The 20919-nt window shown below is 50.0% G+C and carries 18 protein-coding genes; 12 read left to right on the forward strand and 6 right to left on the reverse strand.

Annotation, left to right across the window (positions count from 1 at the left end; genetic code table 11):
* Nucleotides 1–2: 2 nt before the first annotated feature.
* The 3 genes from topA to F4X55_04615 form a co-directional block, all read right to left on the reverse strand.
* Nucleotides 3–2252: a type I DNA topoisomerase gene (topA, locus tag F4X55_04605; protein MYC40277.1), complete on the reverse strand. Its 2250-nt coding sequence runs from the start codon at nt 2250–2252 to the stop codon at nt 3–5.
* Between the two features lie 112 nt (nt 2253–2364).
* Nucleotides 2365–3351, reverse strand: a complete 987-nt coding sequence (locus tag F4X55_04610) for an NAD-dependent epimerase/dehydratase family protein (protein ID MYC40278.1) — start codon at nt 3349–3351, stop codon at nt 2365–2367.
* Nucleotides 3352–3382: 31 nt separating this feature from the next.
* Nucleotides 3383–4678 carry a UDP-glucose/GDP-mannose dehydrogenase family protein gene (locus F4X55_04615; protein MYC40279.1) on the reverse strand — a complete coding sequence of 432 codons (1296 nt, stop codon included), beginning with the start codon at nt 4676–4678 and terminating at the stop codon, nt 3383–3385.
* A 166-nt stretch (nt 4679–4844) separates the two neighbouring features.
* Between F4X55_04615 and F4X55_04620 the strand changes: the two genes are divergently transcribed.
* The 4 genes from F4X55_04620 to F4X55_04635 all read left to right on the forward strand — a co-directional run bounded on the left by F4X55_04620 (nt 4845) and on the right by F4X55_04635 (nt 7554).
* A complete protein-coding gene (locus F4X55_04620; protein ID MYC40280.1) occupies nt 4845–5258 on the forward strand; it encodes a YjbQ family protein in 414 nt (137 codons plus the stop codon).
* Nucleotides 5255–5728, forward strand: a complete 474-nt coding sequence (locus F4X55_04625) for a DUF1285 domain-containing protein (GenBank protein ID MYC40281.1) — start codon at nt 5255–5257, stop codon at nt 5726–5728. The genes F4X55_04620 and F4X55_04625 overlap by 4 nt, the downstream gene beginning before the upstream one ends.
* A gap of 50 nt (nt 5729–5778) precedes the next feature.
* Nucleotides 5779–6513, forward strand: coding sequence for a DNA alkylation repair protein (locus F4X55_04630; protein MYC40282.1), 735 nt, complete (start codon nt 5779–5781; stop codon nt 6511–6513).
* 246 nt (nt 6514–6759) lie between these two features.
* Nucleotides 6760–7554, forward strand: coding sequence for a carbonic anhydrase family protein (locus tag F4X55_04635; protein ID MYC40283.1), 795 nt, complete (start codon nt 6760–6762; stop codon nt 7552–7554).
* Between the two features lie 2 nt (nt 7555–7556).
* Here the strand turns inward: F4X55_04635 and hemW are convergent, their stop codons facing one another.
* The gene (gene hemW / locus F4X55_04640; protein MYC40284.1) at nt 7557–8741 is read right to left on the reverse strand and encodes a radical SAM family heme chaperone HemW; all 1185 of its coding nucleotides are present in this window, start codon (nt 8739–8741) and stop codon (nt 7557–7559) included.
* Nucleotides 8742–8775: 34 nt separating this feature from the next.
* Between hemW and F4X55_04645 the strand changes: the two genes are divergently transcribed.
* The 3 genes from F4X55_04645 to F4X55_04655 are packed head-to-tail and all read left to right on the forward strand — an operon-like array spanning nt 8776 to nt 11830.
* Nucleotides 8776–10002: a TolC family protein gene (locus F4X55_04645; protein MYC40285.1), complete on the forward strand. Its 1227-nt coding sequence runs from the start codon at nt 8776–8778 to the stop codon at nt 10000–10002.
* Nucleotides 9999–11135, forward strand: coding sequence for an efflux RND transporter periplasmic adaptor subunit (locus tag F4X55_04650; GenBank protein MYC40286.1), 1137 nt, complete (start codon nt 9999–10001; stop codon nt 11133–11135). Before F4X55_04645 ends, F4X55_04650 begins: the two co-directional genes overlap by 4 nt.
* The gene (locus F4X55_04655; GenBank protein MYC40287.1) at nt 11135–11830 is read left to right on the forward strand and encodes an ABC transporter ATP-binding protein; all 696 of its coding nucleotides are present in this window, start codon (nt 11135–11137) and stop codon (nt 11828–11830) included. Before F4X55_04650 ends, F4X55_04655 begins: the two co-directional genes overlap by 1 nt.
* 125 nt (nt 11831–11955) lie before the next feature.
* Here the strand turns inward: F4X55_04655 and F4X55_04660 are convergent, their stop codons facing one another.
* A complete protein-coding gene (locus F4X55_04660; protein ID MYC40288.1) occupies nt 11956–13350 on the reverse strand; it encodes an ammonium transporter in 1395 nt (464 codons plus the stop codon).
* Nucleotides 13351–13767: 417 nt separating this feature from the next.
* On the opposite strand from F4X55_04660, the gene F4X55_04665 reads away from it, so the two are divergent.
* The 3 genes from F4X55_04665 to leuD are packed head-to-tail and all read left to right on the forward strand — an operon-like array spanning nt 13768 to nt 17102.
* Nucleotides 13768–15045 carry a phosphopyruvate hydratase gene (locus tag F4X55_04665; GenBank protein ID MYC40289.1) on the forward strand — a complete coding sequence of 426 codons (1278 nt, stop codon included), beginning with the start codon at nt 13768–13770 and terminating at the stop codon, nt 15043–15045.
* A gap of 2 nt (nt 15046–15047) precedes the next feature.
* On the forward strand, nt 15048–16472 hold the full coding sequence (leuC, locus tag F4X55_04670) for a 3-isopropylmalate dehydratase large subunit (protein MYC40290.1): 1425 nt from the start codon (nt 15048–15050) through the stop codon (nt 16470–16472).
* A 3-nt stretch (nt 16473–16475) separates the two neighbouring features.
* Nucleotides 16476–17102: a 3-isopropylmalate dehydratase small subunit gene (gene leuD / locus F4X55_04675; protein ID MYC40291.1), complete on the forward strand. Its 627-nt coding sequence runs from the start codon at nt 16476–16478 to the stop codon at nt 17100–17102.
* 23 nt (nt 17103–17125) lie between these two features.
* On the opposite strand, the gene F4X55_04680 is transcribed toward leuD, so the two are convergent.
* Nucleotides 17126–17347, reverse strand: coding sequence for a DUF2905 domain-containing protein (locus F4X55_04680; protein MYC40292.1), 222 nt, complete (start codon nt 17345–17347; stop codon nt 17126–17128).
* 173 nt (nt 17348–17520) lie between these two features.
* On the opposite strand from F4X55_04680, the gene F4X55_04685 reads away from it, so the two are divergent.
* Nucleotides 17521–19248, forward strand: a complete 1728-nt coding sequence (locus tag F4X55_04685) for a peptide ABC transporter substrate-binding protein (protein MYC40293.1) — start codon at nt 17521–17523, stop codon at nt 19246–19248.
* A 241-nt stretch (nt 19249–19489) separates the two neighbouring features.
* On the forward strand, nt 19490–20917 hold the full coding sequence (gene rpoN / locus F4X55_04690) for an RNA polymerase factor sigma-54 (GenBank protein ID MYC40294.1): 1428 nt from the start codon (nt 19490–19492) through the stop codon (nt 20915–20917).
* Nucleotides 20918–20919: the final 2 nt, after the last annotated feature.

Below are 20919 nucleotides of genomic sequence, written 5' to 3' on the forward strand. Positions count from 1 at the left end.
AATCAGTTTTTTTCCGCTTTCGTGGTTTTTCTGACTATATTGCCGTCTTTATCGAGGTTAAGGGTGCTTCTACACTTGGGATAGCCGCTGCAGCCGAGAAACTGCCCGCGTCGGCTCCGCCGAACAACCATCGGTTTGCCGCATTTCTCGCATTTGATATCTTCGCGGATCTGGGGAGCCTCTTTATGCTTTATGACAATTCTGCCATTTTCTCTTGTGAATTCCTTGGGGTTTTTGCAATCTGGATACCTTGAACAGGAAAGAAACTGCCCGTAGCGTCCCTCCTTTATCACCATGGGAGCTCCGCACTTGTCGCATTCGACATCATCGCAGATTTCGGGATCGGTTTTCTTCCCCACGATGATTTCCCCGTCCTCCCCCCTTGTAAAGTCCTTTGCGTTCTTGCAGTCCGGGTATCCTGAACAGGAAAGAAACTCCCCGTAGCGCCCTTCCCTTATTACCATCGAGGCTTCGCACTTATCACATTTGATATTGGTTGGAATTTCCACCTTGCGTCCCTCGATTTCCTCCTCGGCCCGGGTCACGCTTTTTGAAAACCCCTCGTAAAAGCCCCGCAACAGATCAACCCAGTGAACTTCACCTTCTTCCACCCTGTCAAGATCGCTCTCCATCTGGGCCGTAAACTCCTCGTTCATTATCCCCGGGAACCCTTCCATCAGAAAATCGTTCACGGAGCATCCAAGAGTGGTCGGGACGAACCTTCCTTTCTGCCGCTCGGTGTACCCCCTATCCTGTATTGTCGAAAGGATAGAAGCGTAGGTCGAGGGTCTTCCAATGCCTTTTTCCTCAAGTTCCTTCACAAGCGAACTCTCCGAGTATCTGGGCGGAGGTTGAGTGAAATGCTGCTTGGGGTCAAGCTTCAGAAGGGAGAGAACGTCTCCTTCATGAAGCTCGGGGAGTTTTTTGTCCTCATCTTTTCTCGAGCTCGTATCCGTTTTGGCATTTTCCTCTTTCTCCGTGGCTTCCTCGTAGGCGGCCGTGAAACCCGGAAATTTCATCACGTTGCCCGTCGCCCTGAAAACCGCTTCGCCCGCAGTGATATCAGCACGAGTCTGGTCGTATACAGCCGGGGTCATCTGCGAGGCAATAAACCTTTTCCATATAAGGGAGTAAAGCTTGTACTGGTCTTCTGTGAGAAACTTCCTTAGCTCATCGGGATGCCTCGAGGGAAACGTGGGCCTTATGCATTCATGGGCGTCCTGCGCAGATTTTTTTACCTTAAAAACGTTCGGGCGTTTCGGTACGTAGGTTCCACCGTAATTCTCGGATATAAAGCTCCTGGCCTCCGCTACGGCGTTATCAGACGCCCTCACAGAATCGGTTCTCATGTAGGTTATAAGTCCTACCGGGCCCTCCCTTCCAAGCTCAACTCCCTCGTAAAGCCCTTGTGCAACCAACATGGTCTTCTTGACGGAGAAGCGGTTTTTCTTCGAGGAATCCTGCTGAAGCGTGCTGGTTATGAAAGGGGGTGACGGCCTTCTTTTCCGTTCTTTCTTTTCAATTGATCCTACGACAAAATCCTTTCCTGAAATTGCGGAGACTGTTTCCTCGGACTGCCGTGCGTTTTCGATCTTGGCCTTTTTTCCCCGGAACATATGGAGCGAAGCCGTAAAAGCTTCTGAATCGGGGACTGCGTTCTTCTTAACGAGTGCATCAAGAGTCCAGTATTCCCGCGGCTTGAAATTCTCAATCTCCCTCTCCCTCTCCACAACGAATCTAAGAGCGACGCTTTGCACCCTGCCGGCGCTCAGCCCCTTTTTCACCTTTTTCCAGAGAACAGGACTCACCTTGTAGCCGACGATTCTGTCAAGAATTCTTCTTGCCTGCTGGGATTCGAAACGGTCCCTGTTGATTTCAAGAGGCCTGCTCATTGAGTCCTTGATGCCCGCTTCTGTTATTTCATGTATAAGCACCCTTTGGACCTTGTCCCAGAGATCGAGGCGGTTGGCTATATGCCACGCGATGGCCTCCCCTTCCCTGTCCGGGTCGGAGGCCAGATAGACTTTTTCCGCGTCCCGCGACGCTTTTTTCAGATTCTCAAGATACTTCGTTTTACCTTTTATGACGGTATAGTTGGGCTTGAAATCGTTTTGGATATCCACCCCGAGCTTGCTACTCGGAAGATCTATGAGATGCCCCGAAGAAGCCTCCACACGGAAATCCCGGCCGAGATATTTTTTTATTGTTCTCGCCTTTGATGGAGATTCGACTATTACAAGGGATTTAGCCATAAAAACAGTTGTTCCGTTTATAGAATTCAGCCTAAATCTTATAAAAAGCCGACGGAATCTGTCAAGACCGACGGAAAATCCGGGATTGTTTCCCCAGAGCCGCTACAGCGTATCAGACTTCAATACTCCCCGCAAGAGCCCTGTTGGCATTATACCACCTGAGCGAGTTTTCAATGCCGGTTTCTATATCAAAGAGAGGGTCCCAGTCCAGAATTCTTTTTGCCTTGTCTATGCTTGCTAGGGTAACCCTGATATCGGAAGGATGCGGAGGGTCACAAACAATATTGGCTTTTTTGCCGGTTCTGCGCTCTATTACATCTATCATCTCGTTTAGGGAAACCGAAGTCGCGCTTCCGAGGTTTATTATCTCAAAGCCCAGATTCCTTATCGCTGAAACCGTACCCGCCGCAATATCATCAACATAGGTAAAATCCCTTTTCTGCTCCCCGTCGCCGAGTATAACTATTTCCTCTCCCTCATTTATCCACTTTATGAACCGAAAAACACTCATGTCCGGCCTTCCCGCGGGCCCGTAAACGGTAAAGTAGCGGAGCACCGAGATATCTATTCCGTAAAGGGAGTTGTAAACCGAGCAAAGGCCCTCGGCGGATTTCTTTGAGGATGCGTATGGAGAAAGCTGATAATCGGTCTTCATATCCTCGCTGAAAGGAATATCGTTTTCCCCGTAAACGCTCGAAGTTGAAGCCTGCACGAACTTGCCTATTTCCTCGCAGCGGCAGAACTCAAGCAGATTAAGGGTCCCCGTCACGTTGGTAGAGTAATATATCCAGGGATTTTCGATGCTCTGGCGAACCCCGGCACTGGCCGCAAGGTTAATTACGCAGTCAATTCGGCCACCCTCGCAAAAACCTTTTATTTCTTCACACGCCGAAAGAAGCCTGGGGTTATCCGATATATCGCATCCGAAAAAACTGAACCTCTCCCGCTCGAAGAGAGTTTCAAGCCTGTGGTGTTTGAGTCTCACGTCGTAAGCATCCGACATGTTATCGAGCCCGAAAACAAAATCCCCGCGCTCAAGAAGGAACTCGCACACCCTAGCGCCTATAAATCCCGCACAACCCGAAACGATTATATTCATGACAGTAAAAACCGCTCCCAGACCATCTTTCTCACCTGCCGATTCCGAAATACGTGATGCCCAAGATCTTTAGTTTCGCTTGATCATAAATGTTTCTTCCGTCAAATATCACCGGGGTCTTCATGAGTTCCCTTATCTTCTCGAAATTCGGCTGTCTGTACTGGCTCCACTCGGTGTGAATCACCAAGGCATCCGCATCTCTGCAGGCATCATAGTAGGATTCGAAATAATCCACACTGTCTCCAAGGACAGCCCTCGCGTTACCCATGGAAGCAGGGTCGTGGACGGCAATCGAACATCCCACCTCAAGGAGTCTGCCTATAACGTAAAGCGACGGGGCCTCTCTTATATCATCGGTATTGGGCTTAAACGAAATTCCCCACACGGCAATTCTTCTTCCGCTTAGATCGCCGAAAAATCCGGCTATTTTATCAAAAAATCTCTCCCTCTGCGCTGTGTTCACCCGATCAACCGCAGTTACCACTCTGGATTCATACCCTACATCGCGCGCCATTTGCTCAAGAGCCTTTACATCTTTCGGAAAACACGACCCTCCGTATCCGATTCCCGGGTAGAGGTAATATCTGCCTATCCTCGAGTCAGAACCCATCACAGAGCGTACCTCGGATACGTTCGCGCCAAGAAGCTCACACAGGTTCGCTATATCGTTCATAAACGATATCCTGGTAGCAAGCATTGCGTTTGATGCATACTTTGACATTTCAGAAGACCGGATGGAAACCACTATTGTCCTGTCGGCTGACCTCATGAAGGGGGAATAAAGATCCCTAAGAACGGAACCCACCGATTCGTCCTCAACCCCTATGACAACCCTGTCGGGTTTAAGAAAATCTTCTACAGCCGCGCCTTCCTTGAGAAACTCCGGGTTAGACGCCACACCGAATTCCTGGTCCGTTATAGACTTTATGGTGTCGCGCACTTTCTCGGTAGCGCCCACGGGTACCGTGCTTTTGGTGACGACTATCTTGTAGCCGTCAAGATTCTCTCCTATCGATCGCGCCACATCGAGAACGGAGGAGATATCGGCTTCGCCGTTTTCCGCCTGAGGAGTTCCGACCGCAATGAATATCAGAAAGGATTCCCTGACGGCAAAAGCTATGTCGGTCGTGAAAGAAAGTCTTCCCTCGTCAATGTTGGTGCGCACTATCTTGTCAAGACCGGGCTCGAAAAACGGAACCTCTGCACGCCGAAGAGTCTCGATTTTCTCCTTGTCTATGTCAACGCACAAAACGCTGTTTCCGCTTCCGGCAAAACACGCGCCTGTGACAAGCCCGACGTAACCTGTTCCTATAACCGCTATTTTCATCTCTTGAATCTCTCCGGAAAAACCCGTTGGCAACACTCCCACAGGAGCTTTTCAGCAACCTAAAAAGACAAGATAGGGTACAACAAATCCCCAAAAAATAAACAGAACCGAGGAAAACCTGCGACGGACAAAGTATAGTTACAGTAAAAAAACAAGGAGGCGGATTTTGAAATCTCACACCGAGTATCTGTGGTTTAACACAGACAAAAAAAGGGAGTTCATTCATATAACTCCGACGGTAAGACGGATCGTGCAGCAAAGCGGCATAACCGAGGGTTTTGTCCTCGTGTCCGCGATGCACATAACGGCTTCTGTCTTCGTAAACGACCTTGAGCAGGGACTTTTCGAGGACATCTGGGAGTGGCTTGAAGGCATCTCCCCCTTCAGGGAAGATTACAAGCATCACCGCACGGGGGAAGACAACGGCGACGCTCACCTGAAAAATCTCCTCATGCACCACCAGGTGATGGTTCCCGTTACGGAAGGAGACCTTGACCTCGGTCCCTGGCAGGAGATCTTCTACGGAGAGTTTGACGGCGGAAGAAGAAAAAGGGTCGTCGTGAAGGCCCTCGGAATATGAAAAACAGTCGACAGAACAGAAAGCCCAGAATATTCATAGACAGCCGTGGAAGGTGGTTTCACGATGGGGTCAGGATAACCCACAGGTGGACATACCTTGAGAACAACAAAAACCTCGATATAGACGAGGACGGAAGATTTTTCGTTGAAGAAAGAGGAAGCAGGGTCTACGTTGAGTGCGAGGACACCCCTTTTGTTGTTACCATGGTAACTAAGACGGAAGACGGTTTTTCAATAAGGTTAAACGACGAATCCGGGGAAGAACTGGATTTGACGACTCTCACCATAGCCGAGCAGAACATACCTTACGTAAGAGTAAAGAACGGGAAATTCGAGGCTAGGCTGCTTAGCGCGGCCTACTACGAACTAATGAAATACGCAGGAAAAGACGAGAAAGGCTTTTACCTGGAATCTGGACGGAGCAGATCCTATCTGCACCCCAACTCAAGAACCGTAAAAAACTACAAGTAAGTTCGTTGCGGAAACATTTTTTATAAACTTATAGACTTCGAGGACTTTTTTTGAACCACATCAAGAAACTCCAAACCAAGCTCGATGAAGTCTCGGATGAGAAAACGAGAAAATGGTTTGAGAATTATCTGAAAAACGCCATCTCTTACAGAGGAGTAAAGACTCCTACGGTTGCGAAGATTGTCAGCCATTGGAGAGTTGATAAGGCCATTGACAAGCTACCTCTGAAAAAACAGATGGAGATAGCATGCGACCTGATCAGGGAGAAAAAAGCCGAAGATAAGTTTGCCGGAATCATATATATACAGAAGTATCTCTTGGGCAGCCTCGAGACCGATATTCTCCTTCAGAACTTCAGTCGCCTGTACGATCAGGAGGCGTTCCAGGACTGGTCAACTACCGACTGGTTTTGTATTCGAGTTCTTGACCCTTTTATAATGAAGTCAGAGGATACAGTCGCACGGGAAATAGGCTCCTGGTACAAGAGCAGGGATCTCTGGCAAAGAAGGTCGTCAATAGTTTCTTTCAGAGGTTCGGCCAAAAAAAACAAATATCTGGCAATCATAAAAAGAAATATAGCTTCCCTAGTAAAGGAAGATGAAAGATTCATTCAGACAGCTATCGGCTGGCTGATCTCGGAGTTATCTCGCCACTACCCCGATGAGGCAAATAATATCGTATCAGAGCATTTCTCGGACCTTTCATACGAAGTGGTTAATCGGCATACCAAATATTTACCAGACCATAAAAAATTAAAGGAGAGAAAAAGAAAGTCGTTACGGTAGCTGAAAATCCCGTTTAGAACAGGAGAAAAAAAGAGAAATAACACCAGATTTAAGAATCATCTAATTAGATTTGTTTGAAACCTGTTGGGGCATGGGTTACACTGCCCCTGCAAATTATGGGCTCCATCCGCTCAGAAAACAGATTTGCAATGCAGTCCATAAAACCGTGTATTGAAATCGCCATCAGCCTTGGCAATGCGATTGGAGAAAAATGCTGCAAATTGAAATTATTACGGTTTCGTCGCAATCGGGACAATCGAGGTCTTTACAGCCTGCAGTTTTGGCAACGGCTACGCGTATTATGCTAGTGATATCTGCATTCACAAAAACCCATACGGAAATGCGTCATGGAGGACTGGGTTGACTTGCTGGGGTTATACCGGGGTCAAAGGTCCCGATAACTGGGGCTTGCTCTCGCCGGATTATGAGACCTGCGCTATCGGACGCATGCAGTCACCGATTGACATCACCGGTGCCTTTCCCGTCAATGGACCGGCACTGAAATTTGATTACAAACCCTCTTCTCTGAAGATTCTAAACAGTGGACACACCCTCCAGGTAAATTACGCACCAGGCAGCACACTGACTGCAACAGGCGAAATTTACGAACTGTTGCAGTTTCACTTTCACGTTCCGAGCGAACACGCCTTTGATGGTTCGCACGCGGCGATGGAGGCACATTTCGTACACAAAAACCTAGCAGGCGTGCTGGCAGTGGTTGGTGTTATGATGGAAGTAGGCACACAAAACCATGCTCTGGCTGCGGTGTTTGACAACGTACCGACCGAGGCAGGAATAGAAGTTGATGTTGCGGGCACGACAGTGGATGCATCTGCAATACTGCCGACGGCGACCACCGGTTACTTCCATTACAAGGGGTCACTCACCACCCCTCCCTGCAGTGAGGGAGTACACTGGTTCATTTTTCCGGACGCAATTCAGGTGAGTGCAGAACAGGTCGCAAACTTTGAGCGGATGTTCGGACACAATGCACGTCCGTTACAAAAGCGCAACGACCGTCTGCTGATTGTATCTTCGTAGTTTCAGTGAAAAACCCCGCACACCCTTGCAACCAACTCATCGGTGAATACCCTTCCCTTGGCGGTGAGCCTGAGACGGCCGCCGTCGGTGAGAATAAAGCCGTCTGACTCAAGATATTCGAGGCTGCAAGTATCGGTTTCACAGCCAAAACGTTTTTCTATGTCTCCAATTTCCACCCCTTCACTAAGCCGAAGTCCCATGAGAATGGTATCCTCAAGGGCGGTCATCCGCGAGAGATCATAAGAGGCACAGACAGCTCTTCCATCTCCCGCTATCCGTTTCATGTAGAGTTCGGGATTTCTTACGTTTGACCACCTTCTTCCCCATCCCTCTTCTCCTTCGTGGCGAATATGGGAATGGGCCCCGGCACCAACTCCCAAGTAATCATGGCAGTTCCAGTAAATAAGGTTATGCCTGCACTCATAGCCACGCTGGGCAAAATTCGATACCTCGTAATTACCGTATCCCTGCCCCTCCAGAATCTCCCGTGCACTTTGCATGAATTTGACCAGAACCGAATCATCGGGAAGAGAAAGCTTCCCTTTGCGCCAAAGTGTCGCAAACTCCGTACCGGGCTCAATCGTAAGACAGTAAGCAGATATATGGGTCGGGGAGAAACTCAGGGCGGTGTGGATATCGTTCTCAAACTCTTCCCGAGTCTCCTGCGAACTTCCGTATATAAGATCAAGGTTATAGTTATGAAAACCAGCATCCCCAACATCAACAAGCGCTCGAACGCAGTCCTCCGGAGTCGTGAATCTCCCGTAGAAATCAAGTTTTCTCTGGGAAAAAGACTGTATGCCGACGCTTATCCTGTTTATGCCGACGCTCCGAAGCAAAACCAGTTTTTCCCTGTCGGCGGTTCTCGGGTTTACCTCAAGGGTTACTTCCGCGGTGGATGAAAAGGAGGCAATCGAAGCAAGTTTCTCCATTACCAGCCCTATGTTTCGGGGTTTTAAAAGCGACGGGGTTCCTCCCCCGAAAAACACCGTGCTTATTTCTCTTCCTTCAAGAATCTGCCGGCAGCTTTCAATTTCTCTTTCCAGAGCGCAGACATAATCATCCTCCGGAAAGTTGCCATTAGTCCCATAGGAGTTAAAATCACAGTAAGGACATTTGGTAAGACAATACGGAATATGGACATATACGCCAAGCGGCGTTTGGTCTTTACAGATATTCTCTTTCATCCGCGCTCAAGCGGCACACAGCGGTTGCCACACGATGAGTATACCGAAAAAATTCCTCCTTTCTCTCTGTTCACTGCTGCTGTTTTCCCAGACCGCGTGGGCACAGGAAATAATCCCGATTGAGCGAGCCGTCGAGATAGCTCTGCTTAACAATCCCGAATTCAGGATTTCCCGTTCCGAGGTCGACATCTCGAAATCACTGCTCACGCAGGCCAAAGCTCCCCTTTACCCTCAACTTAAGGGAAAAGTGGTAGTACCGTTTGTGGGAAGGGAATCCGGTTTTTACGTGGACCAGATGATATGGGACTTCGGAAAGACAAGAGCCAGGATAAGGGCAAGAGAACACCACCTCGAGTCGGCAGAACACTCGCTTACAGGTTCAAAAACGATGCTTGTACGCGACACTCACATAGCCTATTACCAAGCGCTTTCCGAAAAGAACCGGCTTCAGGAAGCAGCCACGGAGACCCAACGCAGAGGATGGCTTCTTGAAAAGACCGAAGAACTTTTCGCCGTCGGAAAAAGATCCGCCCAGCAGCTAAGCCAGGCGGAAATCGACCTGCAGCAGGCAAAACTCGAACTTGTCTCAAGAGAAAGCTCCTACGAGCTGGCCATGCTTAACCTAAGACACCTGATGAATGATCCTTCGCTTGAGCAATTCGATATCCGGGAGAACCTTTTCTATGAGAAGGTGAACGAAACCAGAGAGAATCTTGTGGGGCTCGCCCTTTCTCAGAACCCGGATATAAAGAGTCTCCTGGCGGACCGCGGCGGAATAAAAGCCTCGCTTGCCGAGAACAGAGGGAAGTTTCTCCCGTCGATATTCGGCAGGGCGGCCTACAGGTTCGAAGGAGAAGGTGCCGAGACGCCGGCGTTTATCGCCGGGGTCGGCATAAAGATTCCCATTTTCGAGGGATTCTCAAGATTCGGCCAGATGGCCCAGTCAAGAGCCGAACTCGTAAGAAACGATGCGCAGACCGAACTGCTTAGAAACAGAATAATTCTCTCGGTCGGGGAACTCTATCTCCAACTCAAACATCTTGAGAAGAGAATAGGAATATTCGCGGATTCGGAATCGATATCTGAGAGAAACCTGCGTCTCGTGAAAGAAAGATACGAGGCCCGAAGCGCTTCGAAAATAGAACTCGCCGAAGCGCAGGCGCTTTACGAAGAGGCGGTAGCGGACTACAAAAACTCCATATATGACTATAAAATAGTGAGATTAAGACTGCTAAGTCTCTGTGGAAAAGAGATACCATGAAAAACTTGCCACGCTCAAAACTTCTCTACGCCCTCGCCGGAGCAATCGTTATCGCCGGATACTTCATTTTCTTCGGAGGAAGCAAGGGCGAGATAAAATACGTAACTCAGAAAATCGAGAGGGGAGATATAACTTCCCTAGTAAGAGCCTCTGGAACCCTGGAACCCACGAAGGAAGCAAGGATATATTCACAAATAAACGGAACCATAAAGGAAATCCGCGCGGAGGTAAACGACGAGGTAAAAAAGGGCCAGGTGCTCGCCCTCATAGAAGGGCCGGAGGGACTTTCGGGAGACGTTGAATACTTCAAGGAGATACTTAAGAAGACCGAAACCGACCTCGAAATTTCAACCAACTCGCACGAGGCAAGCAAGAGGCTTTACGAAAAAGAACTCATTTCCCGTGAGGAATTCAACAAATCGCTTTCCGAGCACAGCATGGCGGCTGCCGCCCGGGAAAAAGCTCAGGCCGATCTGGATACGGCACAGAGAAGACTCGACTCAACGCGAATTACTTCAATTCTTGACGGCGTGGTGCTCGAAAAAAACATCATAATCGGCGAACAGATACACCCGAACAAATCTGAACCCCTGTACGTACTGGCCGAGAACCCCAGAACTCTCCATCTGGTTTCAAACGTAAGTGAAGCAGACATAGGAAAGATAAAAGAGGGTCAGGATGTCCTCTTCAAAGTTGACGCATTCCCGGGCAAGGATTTCAGCGCAAAGGTAAAGCGGGTGGCAAACTCCCCCAGCATAAAAAACGATGTCGTCACCTACGACGTAACGTGCCTTGTCGAAAACCCGGAACTTGAGCTTAAACCCGGTATGACCGCCGAAGTAAAAAAAGTCATATCAACCAAAAAAGACGTGCTCAAGATTCCTACTGCCGCACTTCGCTTCATTCCCCCGAAATCCTCAGCCGTCGCTGCTGAGGCAGGGGAAAACGTCTGGATCCTCAAACAGGGGAAACCCTCGCCCATAGTAATAGAAACCGGGATAAGCGATGATTTCCACACAGAAGTCGTAAGCGGTCCCCTCTCAGAAGGAGACCAGATAGTGGTTGAGTACACAATTTCCGGCAGAAACAACAAAGGACCGGGATTTGCGCTGCCCCAGCCGAAAAGATTCTGATGACACTCTCTGTAATCAAGCTAAAGGACATCGGCAAAACATACTCGAACGGGAAAGTGCAGGTCGAAGCGCTTCGCGCAATAAACCTTGAGATCGCACAAGGAGAATTCGTCGCCATCATGGGATCCTCAGGGTCCGGCAAAAGCACCCTTATGAACATTCTCGGCTGCCTCGACACCCAGAGCCGGGGAGATTATCTGCTTGACGGTACCGACATAATGGAGCTTGAAAGCGATGAGAAGGCGGAAATACGGAGCACGAAGATCGGCTTTGTCTTCCAGAGCTTTAACCTGTTGCCCCGAACGACGGCGCTTGAAAACGTGGAGCTGCCGCTCGTTTATTCAGCCATGCCGGGGGCGCAGAGAAAAAGGCTCGCCTCGGCCGCGCTCGCCCTCGTGGGACTTGAGCAGAGAGCGGACCACCTTCCCAACCAACTCTCGGGGGGACAACAGCAAAGGGTGGCGATAGCAAGGGCAGTTGTGAACAACCCGAGGATGATACTAGCGGACGAACCCACCGGAAACCTGGACACGGCAACTAGTTACGAGATAATGAAGATATTCAGGGACCTGAACGAACAGGGAAAAACCATAGTAATGATAACGCACGAAGAAGACATCGCCTCTCACTCAAAAAGAATAATAAACCTGAAGGACGGGGAGATTATCGAGGACAGACCGAACGGCCCGATTTGATTCCGTAGACCCTCGCAAACCGTGACGCCGCAACTCGGGAAATCCCGATTGTGAGAACTCAATCGGGTCGCAACTTGCCTCTGGCCGCCCGCGGTCAAAATCGGAAGACTGCCCTGGCGTTCTAATCAGTCTTCTTCCGGCATTACCACGAATTCTGGATAAGCTTCGATGCCCAGTTCGCCCACATCCTGGCCGATGGCCTCGACATCCTTCGAGACCCGCAATCCCAGGGTCCGGTCGATTAGAAACCACAACAGCATCGAAAGCCCAAACACAAACGCGCCGATGGCCAAAATGCCGATGACCTGAGCAAAGAGGCTTCCACCGGCGGCGATGCAGACCGCCAACGTCCCCCAGATTCCGGTGCAGAGATGAACGGGGACAGCACCCACGACGTCGTCAATCTTTATCATTTCCAAAGACTTCATGGACAACAGGCAAACAATGCCCCCGATCGCTCCGATCACTATTGCCCAGTGATGCTGGACGATATCCGGCGCCGCTGTGATCGCAACGAGACCAGCCAGAGCGCCATTAAGTCCGGCGAACAGATCGACACGGCCCAGCACGGGCCGGGAGAGGCTCAGAGCTGCCAGAACCCCAGCCCCGGCGGCTAGATTGGTGTTGGCGAAGATGTTGCTCACGGCCACGGCATCGAATGCGCCGCTGAGGGCAAGCTGTGAACCGCCATTGAAGCCGAACCAGCCCAGCCACAAGATAAAAACGCCGAGAGTGACGACCGGAACATTGGATGGAGGGGTCGATTTGACACTGCCATCGGCCCGGAACTTGCCAGAGCGCGGCCCAACCATGATGGCCCCCGCGAGCGCTGCCCAGCCTCCCGTGGAGTGGACCACGGTGGAACCGGCGAAGTCCTTGAACCCCAATTCGGCCAACCAGCCCCCAGCCCAGGTCCAAGCGCCAACAACTGGGTAGATGACCGAGGTCAACACCACTATGAAAACGAAAAAAGACCACAGCTTCACGCGCTCGGCCAGAGTACCCGAGACAATCGAAGCCGTGGTCGCCACGAACACCATCTGGAAGAACCAGTACGACATCGCCGAGTAGCCGCTCTCGACAACGGCCGTGGCAGCTGTTTCCTCACCGCCCAGCAGTGCTACTTCATCGGCGGTCGTGCCGTACAGGAATTCCAGCGAACCAAACCAGCCACCCGGCTCGACGCCGACATACATGATGTTGAAGCCGATCAGGTAGTACGCCAGTCCGGCAATGGAGTAGAGACCAATGTTCTTCAAGCAAATGACCGAAGCGTTTTTCGTCCGCACCGAACCCGCCTCGAGCATTGTGAAGCCTGCTGCCATCCACATCACGAGGGCACCCCATACAAGGAACCCAAACGTGTTGAAGACGAACTGCGCCTCGCCCTCGACGGCGGCCTGCGCGGGCGTGGGCGACAAGGCGCAGACAAGTAGTATCGCGACAATGCCGAATCTAGTCACAACCCGGGCGGCAACACTTCGACAGCCCTTAAATAAGCGAAAGTCATGGATGATCATAGCTGCTTTTTACCTCCTTCTACGATGGACAGTGTCCACGCAACGAGCGACAAGACCAAGACGCAGCCTTAGAGAGCATAGCGCTCGTGTTGAAATCAAGTCAAAATAATGCCCGATTGCCGAAAAGATATTTCTCTACCCATTATAAGATACATTACACGCCTTGGGCAACTGCTCAATACAAACCAATTGATTCTACACCGCAGTGAACAAGCAATTCTGCCGGTTTTATCACGAAATCCAGATGCCCGTAACTTCCAGACGTGAGAGGAAGTCTTTGTTTCGCGTTGGAGATTGTCACCTTTGCACTGCTAATTCTACGACATGTTTGAAAAATACTTCCAATTCCGTACAATCAAACCCAAATCAGGCGGTTGCGCTTCATAGTTGAACAGGAGACTCAAGAGGAAATCAAAGATGTCAAAGATAAGCAAAATAAGAGCAAGAGAGATACTGGACTCAAGGGGAAATCCCACGATAGAGGTAGAGGTTCATTGCGCAGACGGCGCCATCGGCCGGGCGATGGTTCCCTCGGGAGCATCGACCGGAGAGCACGAAGCACTTGAGCTTCGGGACGGGGAAAAAAGCAGATATATGGGCAAAGGGGTTCTCGAGGCGGTAAAAAACGTCCACAACATAATAGCCCCCCATCTCGCGGGCTTTGACGCGTGCAATCAGGTTCGAATAGACCGGGCCATGATAGAGCTTGACGAAACGGAAACAAAATCCCGGCTCGGAGCGAACTCCATTCTGGGCGTCTCGCTTGCTTCGGCAAGGGCAGCAGCGAATTCTGAGGAAATATCTCTTTTCAGCTACCTGGGAGGCGAAGGCGCAGTTACCCTTCCCGTACCACTTATGAACATAATAAACGGCGGCGCCCACGCGGATAACAACCTTGATTTCCAGGAATTTATGGTAGTGCCCCACGGCTTTTCAACTTTTAGAGAAGCCCTTCGAGCGGGAGTGGAAACCTTTCACGCGCTGAAATCCATACTCGCCAACAAGAACCTCTCAACAGCGGTAGGAGACGAAGGAGGTTTCGCCCCCTCCCTGGGATCAAACGAAGAAGCCCTAGAGTGCATAATAGAGGCAATATGGAGAGCTGGATACAAACCCGCAGAGCAGATATCAATAGCGCTTGATGTAGCCTCAAGCGAGTTTTTTCAAGAGGGGAAGTACCACGTGGAACGGAAAACCGTACCCGTTGCCGGGTTAATGGAGATATACGAGGAGTGGATAGAAAAATACCCTATCGTTTCAATAGAAGATCCCCTGGATGAAAACGACTGGGAAGGCTGGAAGGCTCTTACAAAAAAAATAGGTTCCGCCGTCCAGCTCGTCGGAGATGATCTCTTTGTAACAAACACGAAGAGACTTTCGGACGGAATAACCGCAGGCGTTGCAAACTCGATCCTTATAAAGGTAAACCAGATAGGAACACTTACAGAGACCCTCGAGGCCATTGAGATGGCCAAGCAGGCGGGTTATAGTTATATAATATCCCATCGCTCGGGAGAAACGGAAGACTCGACGATAGCGGATATTGCGGTTGCCACAAACGCCGGTCAGATCAAAACCGGATCGGCGTCCCGAAGCGACAGGATAGCAAAATACAATCAGCTCCTCCGCATAGAGGAAGAGCTTGGGGAAAAAGCACGGTTCGGGAACGAAAAAACAACGTCTTGGAGCGGATAAAAATGGCGGGAAAAACTCTTTTTGACAAAATCTGGGAATCTCACCTCGTTCATGAGGAAGAGGGCAAGCCCTCCCTTCTCTACATAGACCTTCACCTCGTTCATGAAGTTACTTCTCCGCAGGCGTTTGAAGGGCTTAGAATCACAGGGCGGAAGGTAAGACGACCTGATCTCACTTTCGCCACTATGGATCATAACGTCCCGACCACAGACCGCAGCGGACCCATCTCGGACCCCATATCCGCAAAGCAGATAGAAGCTTTGCGGCAAAACTGCAAGGATTTCGGAATAACGCTCTTCGGAATAAGAATAAACAATCACTCCCAAGGTATAGTGCACGTTATCGGTCCCGAACTCGGTCTCACAAAACCAGGGATGACCATAGTGTGCGGAGACAGCCATACCTCCACCCACGGTGCGTTCGGAGCGCTTGCTTTTGGCATAGGAACAAGCGAGGTGGAGCACGTTCTTGCGACACAGTGCTTAAGGCAGAACCGCCCCAAGGTGTTTGAAATAAAAGTCGAGGGCGAACGGCAGTACGGAGTTACCGCGAAAGACATAATCCTTGGCATAATCGGGCACATAGGAACCGCAGGGGCCACAGGAACCGTAGTCGAATACCGGGGGGAAGCAATAGAGGCACTTTCCATGGAAGAAAGGATGACGGTGTGCAACATGTCGATAGAGGGAGGAGCCAGGGCCGGAATGATAGCACCTGACCAAAAAACCTTTGAGTACGTAAAGGATCGCCGCTACGCCCCCAAAGACGGCAATTACGAAGACGCGCTGCGTCACTGGGAAACGCTTCGCACGGACCCCGACGCCGTATTCGATAAATCCGTCACTCTTGATGCCTCCGAGATAGCTCCGCAGGTAAGCTGGGGAACAAACCCCGGGATGGTAACGGACGTAACTTCAAGAGTACCTGACCCCAGGGAATGCGAAGATTCAAGTAGAAGAAAATCAATGGAACAAGCCCTTGAGTACATGGGCCTAAAGGCAAACACCCCAATAACGGACATACACGTTGACAGGGTGTTTATCGGTTCGTGCACGAACTCCAGAATGGAGGACCTTCTGGCGGTTGCGAATCTTGTAAAAGGGAAAAAAGTCGCCGACGGAGTAAATGCCATGGTGGTTCCCGGTTCCCAGCTCGTAAAGAAAAAAGCCGAAGAGATGGATCTTCACAAGGTATTTACCGAGGCTGGGTTTGAGTGGCGCGAGTCGGGATGCAGCATGTGTCTCGGAATGAACCCCGACATACTTGCGCCGGGAGAGAGGTGCGCCAGCACGTCTAACAGGAACTTCGAGGGTCGCCAGGGAAAAGGGGGAAGAACTCACTTGGTTAGTCCGATTATGGCGGCGGCGGCAGCACTCACGGGACATTTCGTTGATGTGCGCGGCTGGGAAATAGAAAAGGGAATCTGAGACATGGAAAAACTTCTTAAGGTATCGGGAAAAGTTGCGGCTCTTGACAGAATGAATGTCGACACCGACCAGATAATTCCCAAGCAGTTCTTAAAACGTATTGAGAGAACCGGGTTCGGAGAGTTTTTGTTTTTCGATTGGAAATTCAACGATGACGGCACCTTAAATGAGGATTTCGAACTCAACCAGACAAGATACGCAGGCGCGTGCATACTGCTCACGAGAGAAAATTTCGGAAGCGGAAGCTCTAGGGAACACGCTCCCTGGGCGATAAGGGAAGCGGGGTTCAGGGTAATTCTGGCTCCTTCCTTCGCAGATATTTTCTACAACAACTGTTTTAAGAACTCGATACTTCCCATAGTCCTCCCCAAGGACAGAACAGATGAGTTGTTTCGCATTGTATGGGAAAATGAGGGTTATTCCCTTGAGGTTGACTTGGTTGAAAAATCCGTAACAGGGGAAGGGATAAGTTTTTCATTCGAGATAGATGACTTCAAAAGAAAGGTGCTCCTTGAGGGACTCGACGACATATCGCAGACCCTTGAGTTAGAAAACAGCATAGAGAAGTACGAAAAACTTTTCGCGGATAAAAGAAAGTGGGTCCTTCCTGAAGAGCGAGAGAGCCTTTAATCCCCACCCAACCTACCCCGTTTCTATTTTCTGAAGAAAAGATTGCCCAGAAGCGTGAGCAGGATGCTCAGCACTATGCAGGTTACGATCGGAAAATAAAAACTGAAGTTCTCTTTTTCGATTTTTATATCTCCGGGAAGTTTTCCGAAGAAATCAAGTTTCGCCGCATAAGGCAGCATGACTCCGAGCGCTATTAGCACCGCACCGAGAATGATTATGATTCTTGCGGCTTCGCTTACGTTCACACGAAAAAAGATAACCGCATAAAAACAATTGAGAAATTCTCCGCAGTCTCAAAGTTTTTCCGAGCATCTGCAATTGATGGCCCCGATAACGATTGCGTTCCAAATGTTTCTTGGTAATAATAGGAAAATTCTAAAACTTCAGTAGTACTAATAACCTCTCAGGAGAAATTCAGATGAAATACAAAAAAACGTTCCTAGTCTTGGCCATGATAGTGACAGGACTCTTCATAACTTCCTGTGGAGATGACGATGATGATGAAACCCTGACCATACTTTACTGGCAGGCCCCTACTATCGCCAACCCTTATCTCGCCGGCGGGACCAAGGATGTTGATGCTAGCGCTTTGATCCTAGAGCCCCTGGCTAACTATGATGAGGAAGGAAGGCTAGTACCTCGACTAGCCGAGGAAATCCCGACCGTGGACAATGGCGGCGTATCAGAAGATATGACCATGATTACCTGGAAGCTCAAAGAAGGAATCCTCTGGTCCGATGGCACCCCTCTAACGGTCGAAGACGTTATATTTACCCACAGATACCTGTGTTCTCTGCCAGCAACGGAAAATGTGTGTGGTCCCGTACCTATAGGGAACGTGGACCCTGTCGAGGATTCCCCCCATAGCGTCAGAATTACCTTCTCCGCCCCCGTAATTTATCCATATACTCTCTTTGTCGGGGCCTCTTCCCCTATCCTGCAAAAAGCGCAGTTTGCAAACTGCGTTGGTGAGGCAGCTCAGGGTTGCCGCATGGAGAACCTTTATCCCGTAGGCACGGGGTCCTACAAAATCACCGATTTCACAATCAGTGAATCGGATGCCGAAACTACCTCTGTTCTTACCTACAAAATCAATGAACATTTCCACTCGACCGAGAAACTCTTCTCGAAAGTAGTTATCAAAGGCGGCGGGAACGCTACGGCTTCCGCCCGGGCCGTTTTGGAAACAGGAGAGGCAGATTATGGTTGGAACCTGCAAATAGACCCTCAAACTCTCGCATCTTTCCAAGAGGTCGGCAGGGGAACAGTTCGGCCGGCCTTCGCCTCTCTTATTGAGCATTTGGTAGTCAACTTCACTAATCCCGATCCAGCTCTGGGAAACCGGCGCTCCGAGTGGTCAGACGGCAATAACCCTCATCCCTTTCTGACCGACCCGGCAGTGCGCAGGGCCTTGTCTTTAGCAATTGATCGCGGACATATCGTCGAACAGCTTTACGGCACCGCGGGCAGGACAACCTGCAATGTTGTTCCGGCGCCTCCCCAGTACACTTCACCAAATAACGAAGACTGCCTGACCCAGGATATTGAGGAAGCAAAAACCCTGCTCGATCAGGCCGGATGGGTACCAGGCGACGACGACATCCGGGAAAAAGATGGAGTCCGCCTGAAAATTCTTTATCAAACCTCTACAAACCCGGTTCGCCAAGGTACCCAGGAACTGATTCAGAGATGGTGGAGGGATATAGGGGTGGAAACCGAGTTGAAGAGCATTAACGCAGGTGTTTTCTTTAGCAGCGATCCAGATAATCCCGACAACCTCTGGAGATTTTATGCCGATATTGAAATGTATGCCAACGGAACATCATCCATTGATCCGCAGGGTTATCTGTCGAGCTGGCTAGCTACTGAAATTCCCGGCTCCGAAAACGACTGGGCGGGCAGCAACGTATCCCGCTGGTCTAACCAAGATTACGATGATCTCTATCAGGAACTGACGCGGACCCCTATCGGCCCAGATCGCGAAAACCTAGTCATCCAAATGAATGACATGTTGGTTCAGAACCATGTAGTGATTCCCTTGGTTCACCGCGCCTTTGTCTCGGCTTTCAGCAACAGCCTGAAGGGAGTAAGGGTAAACGGATGGGATTCCGAGCTGTGGAATATACACGAGTGGTACCGGGAATAATCCCAACCGCTGACACTTGAAATTCGGGGTTCAGGTTTTACATCCAAGCTGTAATCACCGCCAGATGCCACTATCATCGATCCGCCTGAACACCCCCTGCTCCGCATGCTGCAGCAATTGCTATTAACCTTGCTCTTCCCGCTCGGTGCCTTGCCATAGCAGGTCGAAAATTAAATAAAAATCAAATGGTGTTATACTTTTTGTAAGGGGTGGAAGAACAAGGAAAGGAGAAAATAGTTTAATGAGCGGAATCGGAGTCGGTCTCGCGCAGAGCCCGAACGTGGTACAGAAGCAAAAGCTCATACTCACCCAGCATCTTAAGCTTTTTCTAAGCCTAGTCCAGATGAATACGGTTGAGCTTAAGGAATACCTTGAGGAACAGCTCATAGAGAATCCCGCTCTAGAGGAAGATCCCGATTCATCTGTGGAGACGGAAAAAGAGAGCCTGAGCGAATCTCTTCTAAACGAGCTCGGCCCCTCAGAAACCGACTATCCTATGCCCGAAGAGTTCTCCCCGGAGATAAACGAGGCACCGGAGTGGGAGAACCAGATACCCAGCCAGGATTCCCTGTTTGAGCACCTCAGCTGGCAACTCTCAATGACTGATTTAAGCGAACGGCAAAAGCAGATAGCTTCGCTTATAATCGGGAACATAAACGAGGACGGATACCTTGAGATTGAACCTGAAGAGATAGCAAGGCTGCTTGAGGGAGAAAGCTCATCCGCAGGGGGTGAGAACTGTCTAATGGAAGTAATGCGGGTTGCCGAGAAAATACGCACCACGTTTGATCCCGTCGGAGTTGGTTCCCGCTTCCTCTCCGAGTGTCTTGCGGCGCAGGCCATGGATCTCGGTTATCAGAAGGAAAGTCCGATTATGAAAGTGCTGGAAAATCATATCGACGACCTAAGCACAAAAGACTACGACAAGATCTGCGCGGAGCTTGAGGTGAGCAGTGAAGAAATAAAGGAAATCGAAGCTGTAATAACCTCGCTTGAGCCTAAGCCGGGGAGACCCTATTACACCAAAGACACCGCCAGAAGCATCGTCCCCGACTTCTATGTGTACAAGGTGGGAGACGATCTCCAGATGCAGTCAAACAGAAGCTTCCCGAAACTCAGGATAAGCTCCTACTGCAGAAAAATTCTCGCCGACCGCGCGAACCTTACCGGAGAAACCACGGACTACCTGCGGGAAAAAATCGAGGTGGCCCAGAGAATAGTCCGCTGCATTGAAGAGCGGGAGACCACAATGCGCAAGGTGATAGAGAAGATCGTAAACGAGCAAAGAGAGTTCTTCGACCACGGAAGCGCTCACATAAAACCCCTCAGGCTAAAGGACGTGGCTGAAACCGTGGGCATTCACGAATCAACCGTGAGCCGGATAACAAGCAGAAAATACATACAGTGCCCGCAAGGAGTCGTGGAACTTAAAAAACTTTTCTCAAGAGGAGTTCACTCATCAAACGGGCAAAAAGTTTCGCTTGAGAGAATAAAATCAATGATAAGGGAAATAGTTAATGACGAACCGGCCCAGTGCGCATTCTCGGACGAAGACATATCCAGAATACTTTCCATGAAAAACATAAAGGTCGCGAGAAGAACGGTCGCGAAATACAGAAAAATACTTGGGATACCCAGTTCATCAAAAAGACTCTCAAAGGAGGTTTGAAC

The sequence above is a fragment of the Candidatus Dadabacteria bacterium genome, assembly GCA_009840385.1.
In the GTDB taxonomy this organism is placed as follows: Bacteria; Desulfobacterota_D; UBA1144; order Nemesobacterales; family Nemesobacteraceae; genus Nemesobacter; species Nemesobacter australis.

Excerpts from the sequence above, each read along its gene's own strand:
- topA (MYC40277.1), bottom strand. The coding sequence starts at position 2,252 with ATGGCTAAATCCCTTGTAATAGTCGAATCTCCATCAAAGGCGAGAACA.
- F4X55_04610 (MYC40278.1), bottom strand. The coding sequence starts at position 3,351 with ATGAATATAATCGTTTCGGGTTGTGCGGGATTTATAGGCGCTAGGGTG.
- F4X55_04615 (MYC40279.1), bottom strand. The coding sequence starts at position 4,678 with ATGAAAATAGCGGTTATAGGAACAGGTTACGTCGGGCTTGTCACAGGC.
- F4X55_04625 (MYC40281.1), top strand. The coding sequence starts at position 5,255 with ATGAAAAACAGTCGACAGAACAGAAAGCCCAGAATATTCATAGACAGC.
- hemW (MYC40284.1), bottom strand. The coding sequence starts at position 8,741 with ATGAAAGAGAATATCTGTAAAGACCAAACGCCGCTTGGCGTATATGTC.
- F4X55_04645 (MYC40285.1), top strand. The coding sequence starts at position 8,776 with ATGAGTATACCGAAAAAATTCCTCCTTTCTCTCTGTTCACTGCTGCTG.
- F4X55_04650 (MYC40286.1), top strand. The coding sequence starts at position 9,999 with ATGAAAAACTTGCCACGCTCAAAACTTCTCTACGCCCTCGCCGGAGCA.
- F4X55_04655 (MYC40287.1), top strand. The coding sequence starts at position 11,135 with ATGACACTCTCTGTAATCAAGCTAAAGGACATCGGCAAAACATACTCG.
- F4X55_04660 (MYC40288.1), bottom strand. The coding sequence starts at position 13,350 with ATGATCATCCATGACTTTCGCTTATTTAAGGGCTGTCGAAGTGTTGCC.
- F4X55_04665 (MYC40289.1), top strand. The coding sequence starts at position 13,768 with ATGTCAAAGATAAGCAAAATAAGAGCAAGAGAGATACTGGACTCAAGG.
- leuC (MYC40290.1), top strand. The coding sequence starts at position 15,048 with ATGGCGGGAAAAACTCTTTTTGACAAAATCTGGGAATCTCACCTCGTT.
- leuD (MYC40291.1), top strand. The coding sequence starts at position 16,476 with ATGGAAAAACTTCTTAAGGTATCGGGAAAAGTTGCGGCTCTTGACAGA.
- F4X55_04685 (MYC40293.1), top strand. The coding sequence starts at position 17,521 with ATGAAATACAAAAAAACGTTCCTAGTCTTGGCCATGATAGTGACAGGA.
- rpoN (MYC40294.1), top strand. The coding sequence starts at position 19,490 with ATGAGCGGAATCGGAGTCGGTCTCGCGCAGAGCCCGAACGTGGTACAG.